Consider the following 14,317-nt stretch of genomic DNA (forward strand, 5'->3'; position numbering starts at 1 on the left):
ACTCCGGCACTCTCAAATGGCCCATTCGACGGCATTCTTCAACGCACCTCGCCCTGAGGCGCGAAGCCGCAGGCGCAGCCTTGAAGGATCTATACCATCATGCACCGTCTGGCCCGGCTCTTTGAAGGTCGCTGTCCCCGACGGCTAACCCATCAGTCCCGCCAGCCAGCGTGGATCGAGGTGACGTTCCAATTCCCCGGCGATCTCGTCGAGCGCCTGTTCGACGCTCTCACGATAGTTCTGCCGTTCACCGGACAAGCCGAAGCTTTGAAGCAGCCGGGTGCGGTAGGCGTCACTGGCAAAGAGCCCGTGCAGGTAGGTGCCCATGATCCGACCGTCAGCCGACAGCGCCCCGTCGGGTGCCCCGTCGATAATCGTCGACGGCCTATGGCAATCCGGTCCCCGGGTGATGCCGAGATGGATCTGGTATCCGGCAAGCGGCACATCGAATTCCGTCGAGCGGGCCTGGCTGTTGCGCACGGTCTTCTCCGGCGCCATCTGGGTCTCGACGTTGAGCAGCGCAAGCCCCGGCACCTCTGAGCTTCCGCCCTCGATTCCCAGCGGATCGTGGACCCTGCGGCCGAGCATCTGGTAGCCGCCGCAGATGCCTATCACCCGGCCGCCGCGCCGGACATGCGCCTCAAGATCGCGGTCCCAGCCCTGGACTCTCAGATCGGCGAGGTCCGCGATCGTCGATTTGGACCCGGGCAGAATGACAAGGCCCGCATCGACAGGCAGCCGCTCGCCTGAGCGTACGAAGACCAGCTCGACATCCGCCTCCGCCCTCAGCGGATCGAGATCGTCGAAATTGGCAATGCGCGGCAGCATCGGCACGGCGATCTTCAGGGCACCCGCCCCGCCCCTCGCCAGCCGTTCGAGCACGACCGAATCTTCGGCCGGCAGGCGCGCGGCGGCCTGCAGCCACGGCACGACGCCGAAACACGGCCAGCCGGTGAAGCCCTCGATGGCGCGGATGCCATCGTCAAAGAGCGAGACGTCGCCGCGGAACTTGTTGATGATATAGCCCGAAATCGTCGCCCGGTCGCTGTCTGCGAGGATCGTATGCGTGCCCGCAAGCGAGGCGATGACACCGCCGCGATCGATATCGCCGACGAGCACGACGGGCACGCCGGCCTGTGTCGCAAAGCCCATATTGGCGATATCGCCGGCTCGTAGATTGATCTCGGCCGGCGATCCCGCCCCCTCGACGACGACGAGATCGGCGCCCGTGGCCACTTTTTCGAAGCTCCCGAGCACGGCGCCGAGCAGTTGCGGCTTCAGCCGCTGGTAATCCCGCCCCTTCGCCTGCCCGAACACCCTGCCCTGCACGATGATCTGGCTGCCGTTTTCCGATTGCGGCTTGAGCAGCACCGGGTTCATATGCACCGAAGAGGGCGTGCGTGCAGCCATCGACTGCAGCCACTGCGCCCGCCCGATCTCACCGCCGTCATCGGCGACCGCCGCGTTGTTCGACATATTCTGCGGCTTGAACGGCCGCACGGTGAGCCCGGCATTTGCCGCAAGCCGGCAGAGCCCCGCCACCAGCACCGTCTTGCCGACATCCGAGCCGGTTCCCTGCAGCATGATCGCTCTTGCCATGGCGGCCGCCTTTCCCTGGGGCATCGCGCGTCCGAAAATCGGTTGAGATTTTCGGGCCGATGCACGAGCCGGAGGCCTACAATGGCCGCCGAACCCGGGTCAAGACTTCGATTATTCTCGCGAAAGCGCGAAAACCGCGCATGGCCTTGGCTCTGCGCGGTTTGCCGAAAACTCAGGCGTCTTCGCCCCTACACGGCGAAGCTCGCTTTCTCCGGTACGCACTACCTGAACCGGAGAAGCAGCGGTCGTTGCCGCCACGCCCCAACTGATAACGGCACATTCTTACCGGAGAGTTATTGAAGGCTTACGCAAAAGTTAATTTTGACTTTTTTTGATCTGCTCGGCGGTTTCCATCACCATTGAGCCGGCGTTCGCAGACAGCGTCTCTCTTCGATCCGAGGAAATTTCAGCAGCGAACTATCTTATTCGAATTCAATAATTTAGTACCGCAACCACGAGCAGAAGACGGTTGATTTCTGCGAACGAACGCGTAGGCTTCGACAAAATACGCCATTGAAATATGGTCTGCGACGCGTTGCCGGAGCCGGTCGGACGGCGCCCGTGAATGGGAAACGCCTGTTGCGGCATCGCCGCCTGGTGAATCCCGGCAGCACGTTGCCCAAGAACAATTCGGGGAAGACGATGAAGACGCTTTTGATTTCGGCCGTCTTTGCCGCGGCTCTTTTTAGCGCGACCGCGCCGGCCGAAGCCGCCGAGTGCGGCAAAGTTTCGATCGCCGAGATGAAATGGGCCTCGGCCGGCATTGCCGCAAACTTCGACAAGATCATCCTGGAAAAGGGCTACGGCTGCTCCGTCACCATCGTCGACGGCGACACCCTTCCGACCTTCGCCTCGATGAACGAAAAAGGCACCCCGGATATCGCTTCGGAATACTGGATCAATTCCGTCAGGGCCCTGCTCGATCAGGCCGTCAACACCGGTCGGCTGGTGCAGGGCGCCGAGATACTCGCCGATGGCGCGGTCGAGGGTTGGTTTATCCCGAAATTCATAGCCGACGCCAATCCCGATATTCGCTCGGTCGAGGACGCGCTGAAGCACCCCGAGCTTTTCCCTGCCGAGGATGATCCCTCGAAAGGCGCGGTTTACAACTGTCCCGCCGACTGGAGTTGCCAGATATCGACCACCAACCTCTTCAAGGCCCTCGCCGCCGACAAAAAAGGCTTCGAACTTGTCGAAACCGGCAGTCCTCAGCGGCTCGACGCCTCGATCGCCCGGGCTTTCGACAAGAAGACCGGCTGGCTCGGTTATTACTGGGCGCCGACCGCCATCCTCGGCAAATACGACATGACGCGGCTGAGCTTCGGCGTCAGTCACAACAAGGCCGAATGGGACCGCTGCACCGCGGTTGCCGGCTGTATCAGGCCTGAGCTCAATTCCTATCCGGTCTCGCGCGCCTTCACGCTGATGACCAGGTCTTTCGCCAGCCGCGCCGGACCTGTCACGACCTATCTCAAGACCCGCAAATGGGACAATGAGACGATCAACCAAGTGCTCGCCTGGCAGGATGAAAATCGCGAAAGCAACGAGGATGCCGCGATCTATTTCCTGCGCAATTACGAGAACCTGTGGATGAAATGGGTGCCGGCCGATGTAGCCGAAAAAGTCAAAGCGAGCCTATAACGGCAGATGGCGCCAACGACCGGACGATTCGAATGACAGGCAACCTTCCCTTTCCCGACCGCGATACCGTTGCGGAAAAGCTCGCCGCGCTGTCGGAAGCCGATAAATCATATCTGGCCCTGCTCATGGAAAATGCCGCCCAGGACGACAACCTGCTCGACGGCCTGCGACGCCATCTCGACCTTGCCGCGAAGTCGCATTTCCTGAACTCGCTGAAGCTTGAAAATCTCGGATTGTGGCTCGGGACCAAGGCGCCGCATCGCCTGCAGATTCGGCTGATGGAAACCGCTCGCTCGAGCCAGCATCCCGCCTACCAAGCCTTCCGGACCGGTCTTAGCCGATCCGGCGGCCTCGAAAAGGCATATCCTCCGGTGCCTTGATCCGGCCTCGGATGGCCTTTCAGTCCGGCAAATCTGCCGGCCGATTACTTCCTCGCAGCCCGGTCGACCGAGCGGCCTGCATCCTGGGTGGCGTTGACGGCGTTCGCCGTATCTTTTCCCATACCGCGGATCGTGTTGCCGCAGGAGGAAAGAGCAAGAAGAACCATGAAGGCTGCGGCAATTTTGGCCGTTGTCGTCATTTCGAATATCCTTGTTTGAAATCAACCCCGAACGGCACTCATGCCATCCGCGCCCCTAACGCACAAGTGGCGAAAAAGTTCACGGTTGAAAGACATCCTCAGGCGGCGACAGCCTTCGCTCTCTCGGCAAACGCGCTGCGGATGCTGTCGGCCACCGTCTCGATCGGACCGGACATCTGCGAGGCGGTCAGAAGGCGAATATCGAAGGAGCCGAGCTCTGGCAGCCCTTCCTGCAGGCCGAGGATCGACATGTCCTCGCTGACATAGGAGAGCGGCAGCGGCGCAATGGCGAGATCGGAGAGCACGGCGGCGCGTTGCGCCATCGTGTGGCCGCTGAGATAGGCGACGCGATAAGGCCGCTTGTTGCGTTCAAGCTGGGCAAGTGCCTCCTGCCGCCAGATGCAGCCATCCTCCCAGATCGAAATCGGCAGGGGATCGCGCCGATGCGCCGAGCCGCACCTTGCGCCGGCCCAGACCAGCCGCTCGCGGAACACCACTTCGCCACCGGTCGGAAACGGCCGAGTCGCGCAGTTGATCAGCGCCAGGTCGAGCCTCTGCTCCTCCATGCGCTTCTTCAGTCCGACGCTCATGTCGATCGTCACATCGACCATGATGCCGGGATAGCTCTCGGCGAAGCTTTTGAGGATTCTCGGCAGCAGCCGCTCGCCGATATCCTCCGGCGCGCCGAGCCGGACGACCCCGGTCAGTTCCGGCATGATGAAGCGCGACACCGCCTCGTTCGACAGCGCCAGGATGTTGCGGGCGTAAGAGAGCAGCATTTCGCCATGGCGCGTCAGCGACACCGATCGCGCATCGCGTAAAAACAGCGTCGCTCCGAGCTGCTCCTCGAGCTTCTTGATCTGCATGGAGACCGCCGACGGCGTCCGGAAGACCGCTTCGGCGGCAGTGGAAAAATTGCCCGTCTCGGCGATGGCGACGAAGGTGCGCAACACATCGTTGTCAAGCAAAGGAATGGGACGGCGAAAGGGAAGGCTCATCGTCGCATCTTTCAATTTTTCTGATCTTTAACCGCATATCATTTTGTTTGATTGAATGTCAACCGCTCCCCATAGTCTAGGTATAGGAACTGACGCAGCAAAGGAGGCTAGACATGGCGCAATCAAGCACCTGGAATATCCTACAGGCCGTTTCCGCATTCAAGACGCGCCGGCGCAGGGATGCCAATCACGAACATGCGCTCCGGGAATTGAAGCGATTTCCGTCGCACCTCTTGGCCGACTGCCAGCGTGAAATGGAGTTGCCGCTCCTTAACGTCGCTGCCCGACCAAAGCGGGGTCCGAGACTCGTGGAAACGCGCGCATAATGCGGATCTCTGGTCGGATCTGAAAGGGCCCGGGCCGATGGCCTCACACGCTGATCGGCTCACATCCCGCCTATCAGCTTGAAGGCGATAATCCACATCGTTGCACCGACGAGCGTCTCGAGCATCCGCCAGGAGGCCGGCCTGGAAAAGATCGGCCGCAGCCAGGTCGCGCCATATCCGAGCGCAAAGAAAAACAGGAAGGAGCCGGTCACGGCGCCTGCGGCAAAGGAAGCCTGCTGCCCCCGATAGCGCGTCGATATCGTGCCAAGCAGCACGACCGTGTCGAGATAGACATGCGGATTAAGCCAGGTCAGCGCGAGACAAGTCGCAAGCGTCCGGGAAAAGCTTGCCGTTTCGGCTTCGGTAACTGTGAGCACAGCGGACGACCGCAAGGCGGAATAGAAGCTCTTGGCTCCGTACCAAGCCAGAAACGCGGCTCCCCCGTAGCGCATGACCGGATCGAGCCAAGGCAGCAATCCGGCAATCTGCCGGAGGCTGGTCACGCCGAGCATGATCAGCGCGGCGTCGGACAAGGCGCAGGTGAGGCAGACGGCGAGGACATGTTCACTACGCAGGCCCTGGCGAAGAATGAAGGCGTTCTGCGCGCCGATCGCGACGATCAGGCTGAGGCCCATCAATAGGCCCGTGACATAAATCGAAAAACTCATCGTTTCGGCAACCGCTCTCAGCTTCGATGCGGTTGCGTTATCGCCTGAAGTTGGCTTAGTCTAATTAATCTGCCTTATTCTGATTAAGCGAGACTAACCCATGCTCGACTATCCCGCTCTTCGCGCCGTCGCAACCGTCGTCCAGACCGGCAGCTTCGAAAGGGCAGCGACCGTGTTGAATGTGACGCCGTCGGCTGTGTCGCAGCGGGTGAAGCAGCTCGAAGAACGCCTCGGCGTCATCCTGATCGCCAGAGGCACCCCCTGTACGGCGACCGAAAAAGGGGAATGGCTCTGTCGTCACGTCGAGAATGTCGGCATGCTGGAGGTTGAGCTTTTCGGGCAGCTGCCGGCTCTCGTCGATCCCGACGAGCCACGCCAAAGGGTCACGCTACAGATCGCGACCAATGCCGACAGCCTCGGCACATGGTTCGTGGAGGCCATGTCGAATTTCTCCAAAACCTCGTCCTATCTGTTGAATATCGCCGTCGACGATCAGGATCACACCGCCGAATGGCTGCAGCGGGGACGGGTGATCGCAGCCGTCACCAGTCTGGAGAAGCCGATCCGCGGATGCCGGCGCTTCGCCCTTGGAACTCTCCGTTACAACGCCACAGCTACACCCGATTTTGTCGCTCGCCACTTCCCGGACGGCGTGACATCGGAGGCGATCCGCAACGCTCCGGCCCTGACCTTCAATCAAAAGGACAGGCTTCAGAGCAGCTGGGTAAGGCAAACCTTCAGCCAAGATCTGGACTACTCCACACATTGGCTGCCCTCCCCGCAAAGCTTCGTCGAAGCCACTCTTTCCGGAATGGGATGGGGAATGAACCCGACCCAGCTCACCCGCGATCATCTCGCATCGGGGCGGCTCGTCGAACTTGTTGCCGACACGCCGCTGGACGTCCCACTCTACTGGCAGATAAACCGCCTCGCCGCCGACCGCCTGGCTGAGTTGACACGCGAGATCGTCGCCGTGGCGAAGCGTCGGCTTTAATGACCGTCAAGATGCCTCTTCTCCAGGCTCCACCCCGGCAGAGGGATTTAGTCGGTCGGACGATCACATGTAGGCCGTACGGCTGCCGAACTCGCTGGTCTTGTCAAAGTTCTTGGTGCCAATACGCTGGCTTTCGCCCGAAAGTTCTTTCGGAGCTTCGCCGACGGGCTTTGATGCGGCGGATGACTGAGTTTGGCTGCTCTCGCTGGATTCGAGCTTGGCAATCTTGGCTTCCAGCGTCTCGATCGATTTTTCGATCGCCGCCTTTTCCTGCTCGTCTTGCGTCTGCGATAGGGCTGCCTGCTTTTCGGCAAGCTGCGCCTCAAGAGAGGCAAGCTGATCAGATGAACCGGAAGACGAGGTCGAAGCGGCTGAACTTAGAATGGTGGATGCAGAACTGGAAATTGGGCTGACCATGAACATGACCTTCGATGACGGATTGTCACCTTCTAGCCCACGGTCAGTAAACGTCCGATAAATAAAGTACCCGTTGGTACCGTTTCGTGGCAATAATCTCGGCGTTTCCGAATTCGGCAACTTTGACGATCTTCGCTAGGAAATGGCGATAATCTCCATCTCCTGGCCGCCCGTCTCCACCACATCGCCGACAGCCTTGCCCATCAGCAGCCGCGCCACTGGCGAGACGTAGGAAATCGATCCCGCCTTAGGATCTGCTTCGTCTTCTCCGACGAGCCGATAAGTCTGAACGCGTCCGTCGTCGCGGCTGAAAGTGACCGTGCTGCCAAAGGCAACCACATGGGCTGACGTAGGGTCCGGTATGAGCTGCGCCGTGCGAAGTCTGGCCGATAAGTATCGGAGATCACGTAAGGGATTGGCAGCCTGGCGCCGCCGTTCGTTTACGTCTTCGATGGCGCTCGCCGTATCATAGGCCGCGCGCGCCTGCTGAAACTGCAGTTCGAGAGCCCTCAATCCCGCTTCCGTGACGAGGTTAGGATGCGGCGAAATTGGCCGGTCCGGCAACAGGGTTTCCGAAGCGGTTTCGAAACTCTCTTCTTTGGTGAAGGCAACAGCCAATCGATGTCTCCGTTTTAGACGCTACGCACTCTTATGATTGGTGGGGAATTGCCCCGCCCGAACCATACACCGATGACCGACAAACCGCCAATCTTGCCCTGTTGCAAACGTCAACGCTCCTGGCGTTCCGGGAACGTCCTGGCCGACGTTGCGTTTACTTCATCCAGATGCACTGTAGCGCAGGAGGAACGAATGCCCGGCCGGCAGCGAAAGAGCGGCAACACAGTCAGGATCAGACCATGCCTTCATTCCTGACGGAAGCGATGCCGCTCACGCCAAGCTGGTGGGAGATCGCCTTACGGATCATATTGACAGTGATCGCAGGCGGACTGATTGGCCTCGATCGCGAGCGCGGCGGTCACGCGGCGGGCTTCAGGACTACGATCCTGGTGGCTCTTGCCGCCTGCCTGGCGATGATCCAGGCAAACCTCCTTCTATCCACCTACGGAAAAACCTTTAGTTATTTCACTCAGATGGACGTGCTGCGCTTTCCCCTCGGCGTGCTGACGGGCGTCGGCTTCATCGGCGGCGGCGCCATCCTGAGGCGTGGAGACACGATGACCGGCGTCACCACGGCCGCGACCATGTGGTTCATGACCGTCGTCGGTCTCTGCTTCGGCGGCGGCCAGATTCTGACCGGAACGGCAGCGACCGCGGTCGCCTTTATTATCCTGTCGCCGATGAAGCAGCTGGACATGTGGCTGCGTTGCGAACAGAAAGCAACACTCGTCATTCACAGCTCCGAAGCCGAGTTGCCGGAACTGTCGGAGGTGCTTGGACCGTTCGGTTGCGCTGCCCAATTCGTTTCTTTTGGGAAGACCAGCGAGGGCCGCCCTGGCGTCACGTTTGAGCTGCGATGGATGGCCAAAGACCGCGACGGCTCCGCCCGCGCGATTTTCGATGCCCTTTCAGAGGCCTATGACGTCGCAGGATTTTCGATGCTTTCGACCACGACATAGGTCTCGCGGGGTCTTGAACGATCATTTGGAGACATGCTCGGGTTTGCCCTTGGTCTTAGTCGACGCGAATTCCTCGAGCTGTTTTTCACTCATGGATTTTTCCATCTGCTTCGAAGCGCCCCTGAGTTCCTTCTTGGGCGTCTCTCCGCGTTTGGCTGAAAGTGCGGCACCAGCCGCCTTCTGCTGGGCCTTGGATTTGGCTGGCATTTCGATCTCCTCTCGTCCGGACGAGGAATGAGGCCCCTTGCAGGAGGAGGCCGCAGCCTAAGCCGCAGCCTCGCACTCCTCAATTGATGGTGGCCCACTGGCTGCGGACATCCCGGGCATTCTTCGACAGGTGAACATGGGCGTCGACGTGATCGACCCAATCGAGCGGAATCAGATGATGTTTGCCGTCCTCCGAGTCGGTTTTCGTCAACTTGATGCGGGTCCGACCGTCAAGCTGATCCACCGTTCCGACGTGAGTGCCGTCGGCAGCCCGCACTTCCATATGTTCACGGATCTGATCTGCGGAAATCATCGTTTCCTCCTTTGCATCATTGGCAGTTACCAAGCGGCAACGGAGTGGGAGGGACATGGTTCCAAAGCTTTTTGCCGCATGCTCGCGGACATGACGATGGCTTTCTACGTGCCATCGTCATCCGGCTTAAGAGCGGCCTGATGCAGCCGGCATCCTTCCCATTGCATAGGGCCACAGAATCGCCGATAGGAGCAGCGCATCGATCAAGGCTGCCGCGACATAGGCAATACGGCTCGCCAAGGATTCCGCGGCGCTGGCCGGCAGCGGAGATACCCTGATACCGAACAGGATAAGGAATATCCAGGACGCCTGCGAACACGCGAGCGTCTTTCGAGGGAGCGGCAGCGCGCCCTCCGACGAGCAGGGCGACGACCAGCAGAATCAGGAAAATGGTGAGAAGGCTTGGGCGCAGCGATAGCGCGGCATATGCAACGGGGCCAGCACGCCGCTGAAGAGATTGCCGAACACCAGTCCGATCGCCGCCAGTTGGCTGCGGTTCGGCATGTCCGCTCCGTTGGGGTTATCGGGAATGAGGGGCAAGGCCCGAAGGCTCAGCGCCGTGCTATGCCGTTGTGCATCTCTTTAAGAAGATTAGGCGCCGTTCGTCGCTAAGACCTATGACAAGTTCATAAATCCGTGACGCTGGCCTCGCCGCCGACACGCAGCGAGATATTCGATTATGAACCTAGAGTGTAGCGCATGCCGCTTCGCAAGGTCGCCAGCTGTCCTCTATTCCCAACAGTGCGAGCCATAGGCCATTGTTGGAAGGCGCTGAGATCATTCAATATCGTTGATGCTATCCATAAGCTCTATTCGTTTGAATGATGGGTTCCCGACGCCCATATTAACAGCGTGGACATGGACGAGCCTCCCATCGACGACCATGCCTCTGACCAGGAAAGGAACTGGACAATGACCACGCTCACCTATCGGGGTGGTGGCAAGACCCTCACCTCCGGCGAAGGCCGCTTCGATCTGGGCCACTACGCCCGCAAGCTCGTGCTTGCCTGGACGCGCTGGCGGACCGCCCGTGAAATTGAAGCCATGCCGTTTGACGTCCGCAAGGATATCGGCTGGCCGAGCACCGACGACAGCAAACACCGGACCATGTAATGAATGCGACATTCCTCCTGAGATGAGGGCGGCGTCTGCCTCGCGCAACGCCGCCTTTTCGTGCACGCTGTGCAGTGCCCCGCCGTCTTCAGTCTCGAATTTCAGCCGTCTGTGAGCCTTGTTTCTGCCCCGACCGGCGATCTGACCGGTCAAATTCCGGTCAATGTCGCATATTTGCTCTTACCGGCCGCATTTTTCCATGCCACTGTCGCTTTTAGGACATCGGCGCGACGCATTCCGCGCAACGAATATGTCGTCGCCCCTCGAGCATGGATTTCGCTATGAACAGGATGCAGATCAAGAAGCGCTCACTGGTCTTCTTTATGGTACCGCAATTCACCATGCTGCCCTTTTCGGCAGCGGTGGACACCTTGCGTATCGCCAACCGCATGCTCGGCTATCAGGCTTATACCTGGCGGCTCGCTTCGGTCGACGGAGAGAAGGTCTATTCCTCCTGCGGCATCGGCATCGAGGCAAATTCCTCGCTCGCCGAGGAACGCCGGCATCTCGGCGGCGAAAACCGTCCCGGCATGGTGCTCGTCTGTTCCGGCATCGATATCGAGGAGTTCAACAACAAATCCGTCAATGCCTGGCTGCGTGAATGCTACAATCGCGGCGTCGCCGTCGGCAGCCTCTGTACGGGCGCGCATGTGCTTGCGCAGGCCGGTCTTCTGAACGGCAAGCGCTGCGCCATCCACTGGGAGAACTTGCCCGGCTTTTCCGAAGCCTTTCCGCAGGCGGAGGTCTATGCCGATCTCTACGAGGTCGACGGCAATCTCTATACCTGCGCCGGCGGCACCGCCTCGCTCGATATGATGCTGAACCTGATCGGTGAGGATTTCGGCGAAAGCCTGGTCAATCGCATCTGCGAACAGCACCTGACCGACCGCGTGCGCAACCCGCACGACCGCCAGCGCCTGCCGCTGCGCGCCCGCCTCGGTGTGCAGAACGCCAAGGTCCTGTCGATCATCGAGCTGATGGAAGGCAATCTCGCCGAGCCGCTGTCGCTGATCGAGATCGCCGATGGCGCCGGCCTCTCCCGACGCCAGATCGAACGGCTGTTCCGCCAGGAGATGGGCCGTTCGCCGGCCCGCTATTATCTCGAAATCCGACTTGACCGTGCGCGCCACCTGCTGGTTCAGTCCTCGATGCCGGTTGTCGAGGTCGCCGTCGCCTGCGGCTTCGTCTCGGCCTCGCATTTCTCCAAGTGTTATCGCGAACTCTACCACCGCTCGCCGCAGCAGGAACGCGCCGAGCGCAAGATGACCATGGCAACGGCAAGGCAGGCCGTTGCGGCGTGAGGCTGATGACGCCGAGTAAGCGCAAGCAACCTACTGCGCCGCCTCCTCCGTCATCTTGGCGTCGGAATAGACCTGGTTGCGGCCGCGATGCTTGGCCATGTAGAGGAACTGGTCGGCGGCGTTGAGGTAGTTTTCGAAGGTTTCGTAACTGCCAATTTCGGCAATCCCGATCGAGATGGTGACGCCGAGTTCCTCGTCGTCGGCCGTTACCTTCAGCCGCGAAATATCCGAGCGGATCTCGTCGCAGAGCTTGGTGGCGGCGGCCGAATCCATCTGCGGGAACAGGATGGCGAACTCCTCGCCGCCGAGGCGCGAGAGCAGGTTGTCGCTGCCATCGAAGATCGTGAACAGCCTGTTTGCAACCGCCTTCAGCACCTTGTCACCGATCTCGTGGCCGTATGTGTCGTTCAGCCGTTTGAAATGGTCGATATCAAGAATGGCGACCGAGCTTGGCACTTTCAGCCGCAGGCATTCGTTCACCAGCTTCGGGCCATTGTCGTAGAAATAGCGACGGTTATAAAGGCCGGTGAGATAGTCGCAGGCTGCAGCGGCCCTCAACTGGCGCATCTGCGCCAGTGTTTCCGCATTGTTGGCGATGCGGCATTGAAGCTCCTCGGCCACGAAGGGCCGATAGACGAAATCGCTGGCGCCGGCTTTCAGGAAACTCGCGGACAGCATACGATCGTTGGAGGAGGAGACGCCGATGACCCGTAACCGGTCTGAACCGAAGCGATGGCGGATGCGCCGCGTCAGCTCGTAACCGCTCATGTCGGGCATGTGATGATCAGTGACGACGAGTTCAATATCGCTATAGGCTTCGAGCGCCGCCAGCGCCTCGAGCCCCGAGCTTGCCTCGACGACCAGATATTGCTGTGCCTTCAGGAGATCAACGAGAACGTGGCGTACCGAGACCACATCGTCGACGACGAGCACCCGGGTTTTGCGGTTGGAGATCGCGCGGCGGACGGTGGCGACCAGATTGTCGAGCGCGAACTCATTGTCTTTCAGCACGTAATCGATGACATTGCGCTCCATGATCTTGTTGCGCGTGTTGAGATCGAACGTGGCGGTGAAGACGATTGCTGGAATATCGTGCTCGATCGTACAGTCGAGCGCCTCGCCATAGGGCGAATCCGGCAGGTTGAGATCAACGACGGCCATGGTGTAGCCGTGACCGTCTTCGGCAAGTTCCCTGCGAAGCGCTTTCAGCGACGAGCAGGATTTGACGGCAAGGCCAAGTTCCGTCTGGAACCGATGACAAAGCACGGCGGAAAACATCCGGGAATCTTCAACCAGAAGTATCTTGAGCCCGCCGGAACGCAGCCCAAGCCCATCCCGCTGAAAATCCGCCTGAAAAGCCACAGCCGCTACTCCCCCATGCGCCTGACGAGCTCGACTCGGCCCTGCCTACGGCGCGGCGGACGATAACCGAGACCCTCGTCCACGTGAAGGGGACAAATACTAGGGTTACCTGTAATTGCAAAAATCCGGCGCCCTGCAGCGGCCATCGCCACGGGCTTCATCTCAACCCTGATCCTGGAAGAGCCATCAGGCAACTGCCCGCTCCTTGCGCATGGACTGGATCTGCAGCAGCGTGTCGAGATTTTGGTTGACGCGGCAGTAGAACTCCTCGTCGATGAAGGGACGCAGCATGAAATCGTTGCCGCCGGCCTTCAGAAACCGCGCCGAAAGCAGCCGGTTCGAGGACGAGGAAACACCGATGATGCGCAATTCGTGCGAGCCGATATGGGCCCGGATGCGCCGAGTCAGTTCGAAGCCGTCGATATCGGGCATATTGTAATCGGTGATCATCAGGCCGATGTCGCGATTGGACTTCAGGATCTCCAGCGCCTTGGCGCCATTTTCGGCGGTGCTCACTCGGAAATTATAGCGCTTCAGCCGGCTCGACAGCAGGGCGCGCGCTGTCGCGCTGTCGTCGACGATCAGCACGTGATGGCGATGATTGGTCAGGAACCGGCAGATCGACTCCGCCAGAAGGTCGACGGCGAAAATATTGTCCTTGAGGATGTAGTCGACAATATCCTTCGCGATCAGCTTGTCGCGCATGCCCTCATGGAAGGTGCCGGTAAAGACGATGGTCGGGATGGAGAGGTCAACCAGATATTCCAGCGCTTCGCCGTTTTCGGCACCGGGCAGGTTAATGTTCGAAATCGCCAGCGTGATGGGATCGGACGATTTGTCGTAGGAAAACTGCAGATCCTCGAAGTTACGGCAGATCTCGACATCAATGTCGAACAACTCCTTGAGACGTTTGCTGATCATCGAGGTGAATACGTTTGAATCTTCCGCGACGATAATACGCGCGCCGGCAAACATCTCTCCGGAATATTGCATCCCCGAAATACCCAAAAACGCCATGGTAAACCTTTAAATTAAAATCCGTCCCCAGCCCGAACTGATACATCAATTGATTTGACTAATTATTAATCGGCACGGCGCGATATAAAACGAAGAAGCGGCCCGGTGAGTCACCCCTTTGTTGACAAAGTCTCCTCCGGTCATGCTCGGCCTAGTGCCGAGCATCTGGCCACAGGGATTGCTTGACGGAAAACATTTACTGTC

The 14,317-nt window shown here is 59.7% G+C and carries 17 protein-coding genes and 1 pseudogene; 7 read left to right on the forward strand and 11 right to left on the reverse strand.

Annotation, left to right across the window (positions count from 1 at the left end; translation table 11 throughout):
• Positions 1–144: 144 nt before the first annotated feature.
• Positions 145–1,599, reverse strand: coding sequence for a cobyric acid synthase (locus tag NMA58_RS11550; protein WP_430959163.1), 1,455 nt, complete (start codon positions 1,597–1,599; stop codon positions 145–147).
• Positions 1,600–2,241: 642 nt separating this feature from the next.
• Between NMA58_RS11550 and NMA58_RS11555 the strand changes: the two genes are divergently transcribed.
• Both NMA58_RS11555 and NMA58_RS11560 read left to right on the forward strand, forming a co-directional pair.
• A complete protein-coding gene (locus tag NMA58_RS11555; protein WP_434710063.1) occupies positions 2,242–3,240 on the forward strand; it encodes a glycine betaine ABC transporter substrate-binding protein in 999 nt (332 codons plus the stop codon).
• A gap of 32 nt (positions 3,241–3,272) precedes the next feature.
• Positions 3,273–3,620 (forward strand): hypothetical protein, encoded by a 348-nt coding sequence (locus NMA58_RS11560; protein WP_434710065.1) that lies wholly within the window; start codon positions 3,273–3,275, stop codon positions 3,618–3,620.
• 44 nt (positions 3,621–3,664) lie between these two features.
• On the opposite strand, the gene NMA58_RS11565 is transcribed toward NMA58_RS11560, so the two are convergent.
• The gene (locus NMA58_RS11565) at positions 3,665–3,820 is read right to left on the reverse strand and encodes an entericidin A/B family lipoprotein (protein WP_011425752.1); all 156 of its coding nucleotides are present in this window, start codon (positions 3,818–3,820) and stop codon (positions 3,665–3,667) included.
• A 98-nt stretch (positions 3,821–3,918) separates the two neighbouring features.
• Positions 3,919–4,818: a LysR family transcriptional regulator gene (locus NMA58_RS11570; protein ID WP_085778489.1), complete on the reverse strand. Its 900-nt coding sequence runs from the start codon at positions 4,816–4,818 to the stop codon at positions 3,919–3,921.
• A 113-nt stretch (positions 4,819–4,931) separates the two neighbouring features.
• Between NMA58_RS11570 and NMA58_RS11575 the strand changes: the two genes are divergently transcribed.
• A complete protein-coding gene (locus tag NMA58_RS11575; protein ID WP_434710068.1) occupies positions 4,932–5,144 on the forward strand; it encodes a hypothetical protein in 213 nt (70 codons plus the stop codon).
• A gap of 59 nt (positions 5,145–5,203) precedes the next feature.
• On the opposite strand, the gene NMA58_RS11580 is transcribed toward NMA58_RS11575, so the two are convergent.
• Complete coding sequence (locus NMA58_RS11580; RefSeq protein WP_434710070.1) at positions 5,204–5,812, reverse strand: LysE/ArgO family amino acid transporter; 609 nt, start codon at positions 5,810–5,812, stop codon at positions 5,204–5,206.
• Positions 5,813–5,912: 100 nt separating this feature from the next.
• Between NMA58_RS11580 and NMA58_RS11585 the strand changes: the two genes are divergently transcribed.
• Positions 5,913–6,806 (forward strand): LysR family transcriptional regulator ArgP, encoded by an 894-nt coding sequence (locus NMA58_RS11585; protein ID WP_434710072.1) that lies wholly within the window; start codon positions 5,913–5,915, stop codon positions 6,804–6,806.
• Positions 6,807–6,869: 63 nt separating this feature from the next.
• Here NMA58_RS11585 and NMA58_RS11590 read toward each other — a convergent pair whose 3' ends face one another.
• Both NMA58_RS11590 and greA read right to left on the reverse strand, forming a co-directional pair.
• Positions 6,870–7,229, reverse strand: coding sequence for a hypothetical protein (locus NMA58_RS11590; protein ID WP_434713412.1), 360 nt, complete (start codon positions 7,227–7,229; stop codon positions 6,870–6,872).
• A gap of 129 nt (positions 7,230–7,358) precedes the next feature.
• Entirely contained in the window at positions 7,359–7,841 is a 483-nt protein-coding gene (greA, locus tag NMA58_RS11595; RefSeq protein ID WP_434710074.1) for a transcription elongation factor GreA, read from the reverse strand.
• 239 nt (positions 7,842–8,080) lie between these two features.
• Between greA and NMA58_RS11600 the strand changes: the two genes are divergently transcribed.
• Positions 8,081–8,800 carry an MgtC/SapB family protein gene (locus NMA58_RS11600; protein WP_183704402.1) on the forward strand — a complete coding sequence of 240 codons (720 nt, stop codon included), beginning with the start codon at positions 8,081–8,083 and terminating at the stop codon, positions 8,798–8,800.
• Positions 8,801–8,821: 21 nt separating this feature from the next.
• Here NMA58_RS11600 and NMA58_RS11605 read toward each other — a convergent pair whose 3' ends face one another.
• The 3 genes and pseudogenes from NMA58_RS11605 to NMA58_RS11615 all read right to left on the reverse strand — a co-directional run.
• The gene (locus NMA58_RS11605; protein WP_085778495.1) at positions 8,822–9,007 is read right to left on the reverse strand and encodes a DUF3008 family protein; all 186 of its coding nucleotides are present in this window, start codon (positions 9,005–9,007) and stop codon (positions 8,822–8,824) included.
• 79 nt (positions 9,008–9,086) lie between these two features.
• Positions 9,087–9,320, reverse strand: a complete 234-nt coding sequence (locus tag NMA58_RS11610) for a DUF2171 domain-containing protein (protein ID WP_430959116.1) — start codon at positions 9,318–9,320, stop codon at positions 9,087–9,089.
• A gap of 126 nt (positions 9,321–9,446) precedes the next feature.
• Positions 9,447–9,812: pseudogene (locus NMA58_RS11615) on the reverse strand (DUF2955 domain-containing protein); the annotation flags it as partial.
• Between the two features lie 420 nt (positions 9,813–10,232).
• Here NMA58_RS11615 and NMA58_RS11620 point away from each other — a divergent pair.
• Complete coding sequence (locus NMA58_RS11620; RefSeq protein ID WP_430959117.1) at positions 10,233–10,433, forward strand: hypothetical protein; 201 nt, start codon at positions 10,233–10,235, stop codon at positions 10,431–10,433.
• A gap of 281 nt (positions 10,434–10,714) precedes the next feature.
• Positions 10,715–11,734: a GlxA family transcriptional regulator gene (locus NMA58_RS11625; protein WP_041678677.1), complete on the forward strand. Its 1,020-nt coding sequence runs from the start codon at positions 10,715–10,717 to the stop codon at positions 11,732–11,734.
• A gap of 30 nt (positions 11,735–11,764) precedes the next feature.
• Here the strand turns inward: NMA58_RS11625 and NMA58_RS11630 are convergent, their stop codons facing one another.
• Positions 11,765–13,096 (reverse strand): GGDEF domain-containing response regulator, encoded by a 1,332-nt coding sequence (locus NMA58_RS11630; RefSeq protein WP_434710078.1) that lies wholly within the window; start codon positions 13,094–13,096, stop codon positions 11,765–11,767.
• A gap of 186 nt (positions 13,097–13,282) precedes the next feature.
• Entirely contained in the window at positions 13,283–14,113 is an 831-nt protein-coding gene (locus NMA58_RS11635; protein ID WP_085778499.1) for a response regulator, read from the reverse strand.
• Positions 14,114–14,317: the final 204 nt, after the last annotated feature.

Origin of the sequence: Rhizobium sp. YTUHZ045, assembly GCF_051124255.1 — a bacterium.
Taxonomy (GTDB): Bacteria; Pseudomonadota; Alphaproteobacteria; order Rhizobiales; family Rhizobiaceae; genus Rhizobium.

Bases quoted from the DNA above. Each gene is read 5' to 3' on its own strand.
- NMA58_RS11550 (WP_430959163.1), bottom strand. From the start codon at position 1,599: ATGGCAAGAGCGATCATGCTGCAGGGAACCGGCTCGGATGTCGGCAAG.
- NMA58_RS11555 (WP_434710063.1), top strand. From the start codon at position 2,242: ATGAAGACGCTTTTGATTTCGGCCGTCTTTGCCGCGGCTCTTTTTAGC.
- NMA58_RS11560 (WP_434710065.1), top strand. From the start codon at position 3,273: ATGACAGGCAACCTTCCCTTTCCCGACCGCGATACCGTTGCGGAAAAG.
- NMA58_RS11565 (WP_011425752.1), bottom strand. From the start codon at position 3,820: ATGACGACAACGGCCAAAATTGCCGCAGCCTTCATGGTTCTTCTTGCT.
- NMA58_RS11570 (WP_085778489.1), bottom strand. From the start codon at position 4,818: ATGAGCCTTCCCTTTCGCCGTCCCATTCCTTTGCTTGACAACGATGTG.
- NMA58_RS11575 (WP_434710068.1), top strand. From the start codon at position 4,932: ATGGCGCAATCAAGCACCTGGAATATCCTACAGGCCGTTTCCGCATTC.
- NMA58_RS11580 (WP_434710070.1), bottom strand. From the start codon at position 5,812: ATGAGTTTTTCGATTTATGTCACGGGCCTATTGATGGGCCTCAGCCTG.
- NMA58_RS11585 (WP_434710072.1), top strand. From the start codon at position 5,913: ATGCTCGACTATCCCGCTCTTCGCGCCGTCGCAACCGTCGTCCAGACC.
- NMA58_RS11590 (WP_434713412.1), bottom strand. From the start codon at position 7,229: ATGTTCATGGTCAGCCCAATTTCCAGTTCTGCATCCACCATTCTAAGT.
- NMA58_RS11600 (WP_183704402.1), top strand. From the start codon at position 8,081: ATGCCTTCATTCCTGACGGAAGCGATGCCGCTCACGCCAAGCTGGTGG.
- NMA58_RS11605 (WP_085778495.1), bottom strand. From the start codon at position 9,007: ATGCCAGCCAAATCCAAGGCCCAGCAGAAGGCGGCTGGTGCCGCACTT.
- NMA58_RS11610 (WP_430959116.1), bottom strand. From the start codon at position 9,320: ATGATTTCCGCAGATCAGATCCGTGAACATATGGAAGTGCGGGCTGCC.
- NMA58_RS11620 (WP_430959117.1), top strand. From the start codon at position 10,233: ATGACCACGCTCACCTATCGGGGTGGTGGCAAGACCCTCACCTCCGGC.
- NMA58_RS11625 (WP_041678677.1), top strand. From the start codon at position 10,715: ATGAACAGGATGCAGATCAAGAAGCGCTCACTGGTCTTCTTTATGGTA.
- NMA58_RS11635 (WP_085778499.1), bottom strand. From the start codon at position 14,113: ATGGCGTTTTTGGGTATTTCGGGGATGCAATATTCCGGAGAGATGTTT.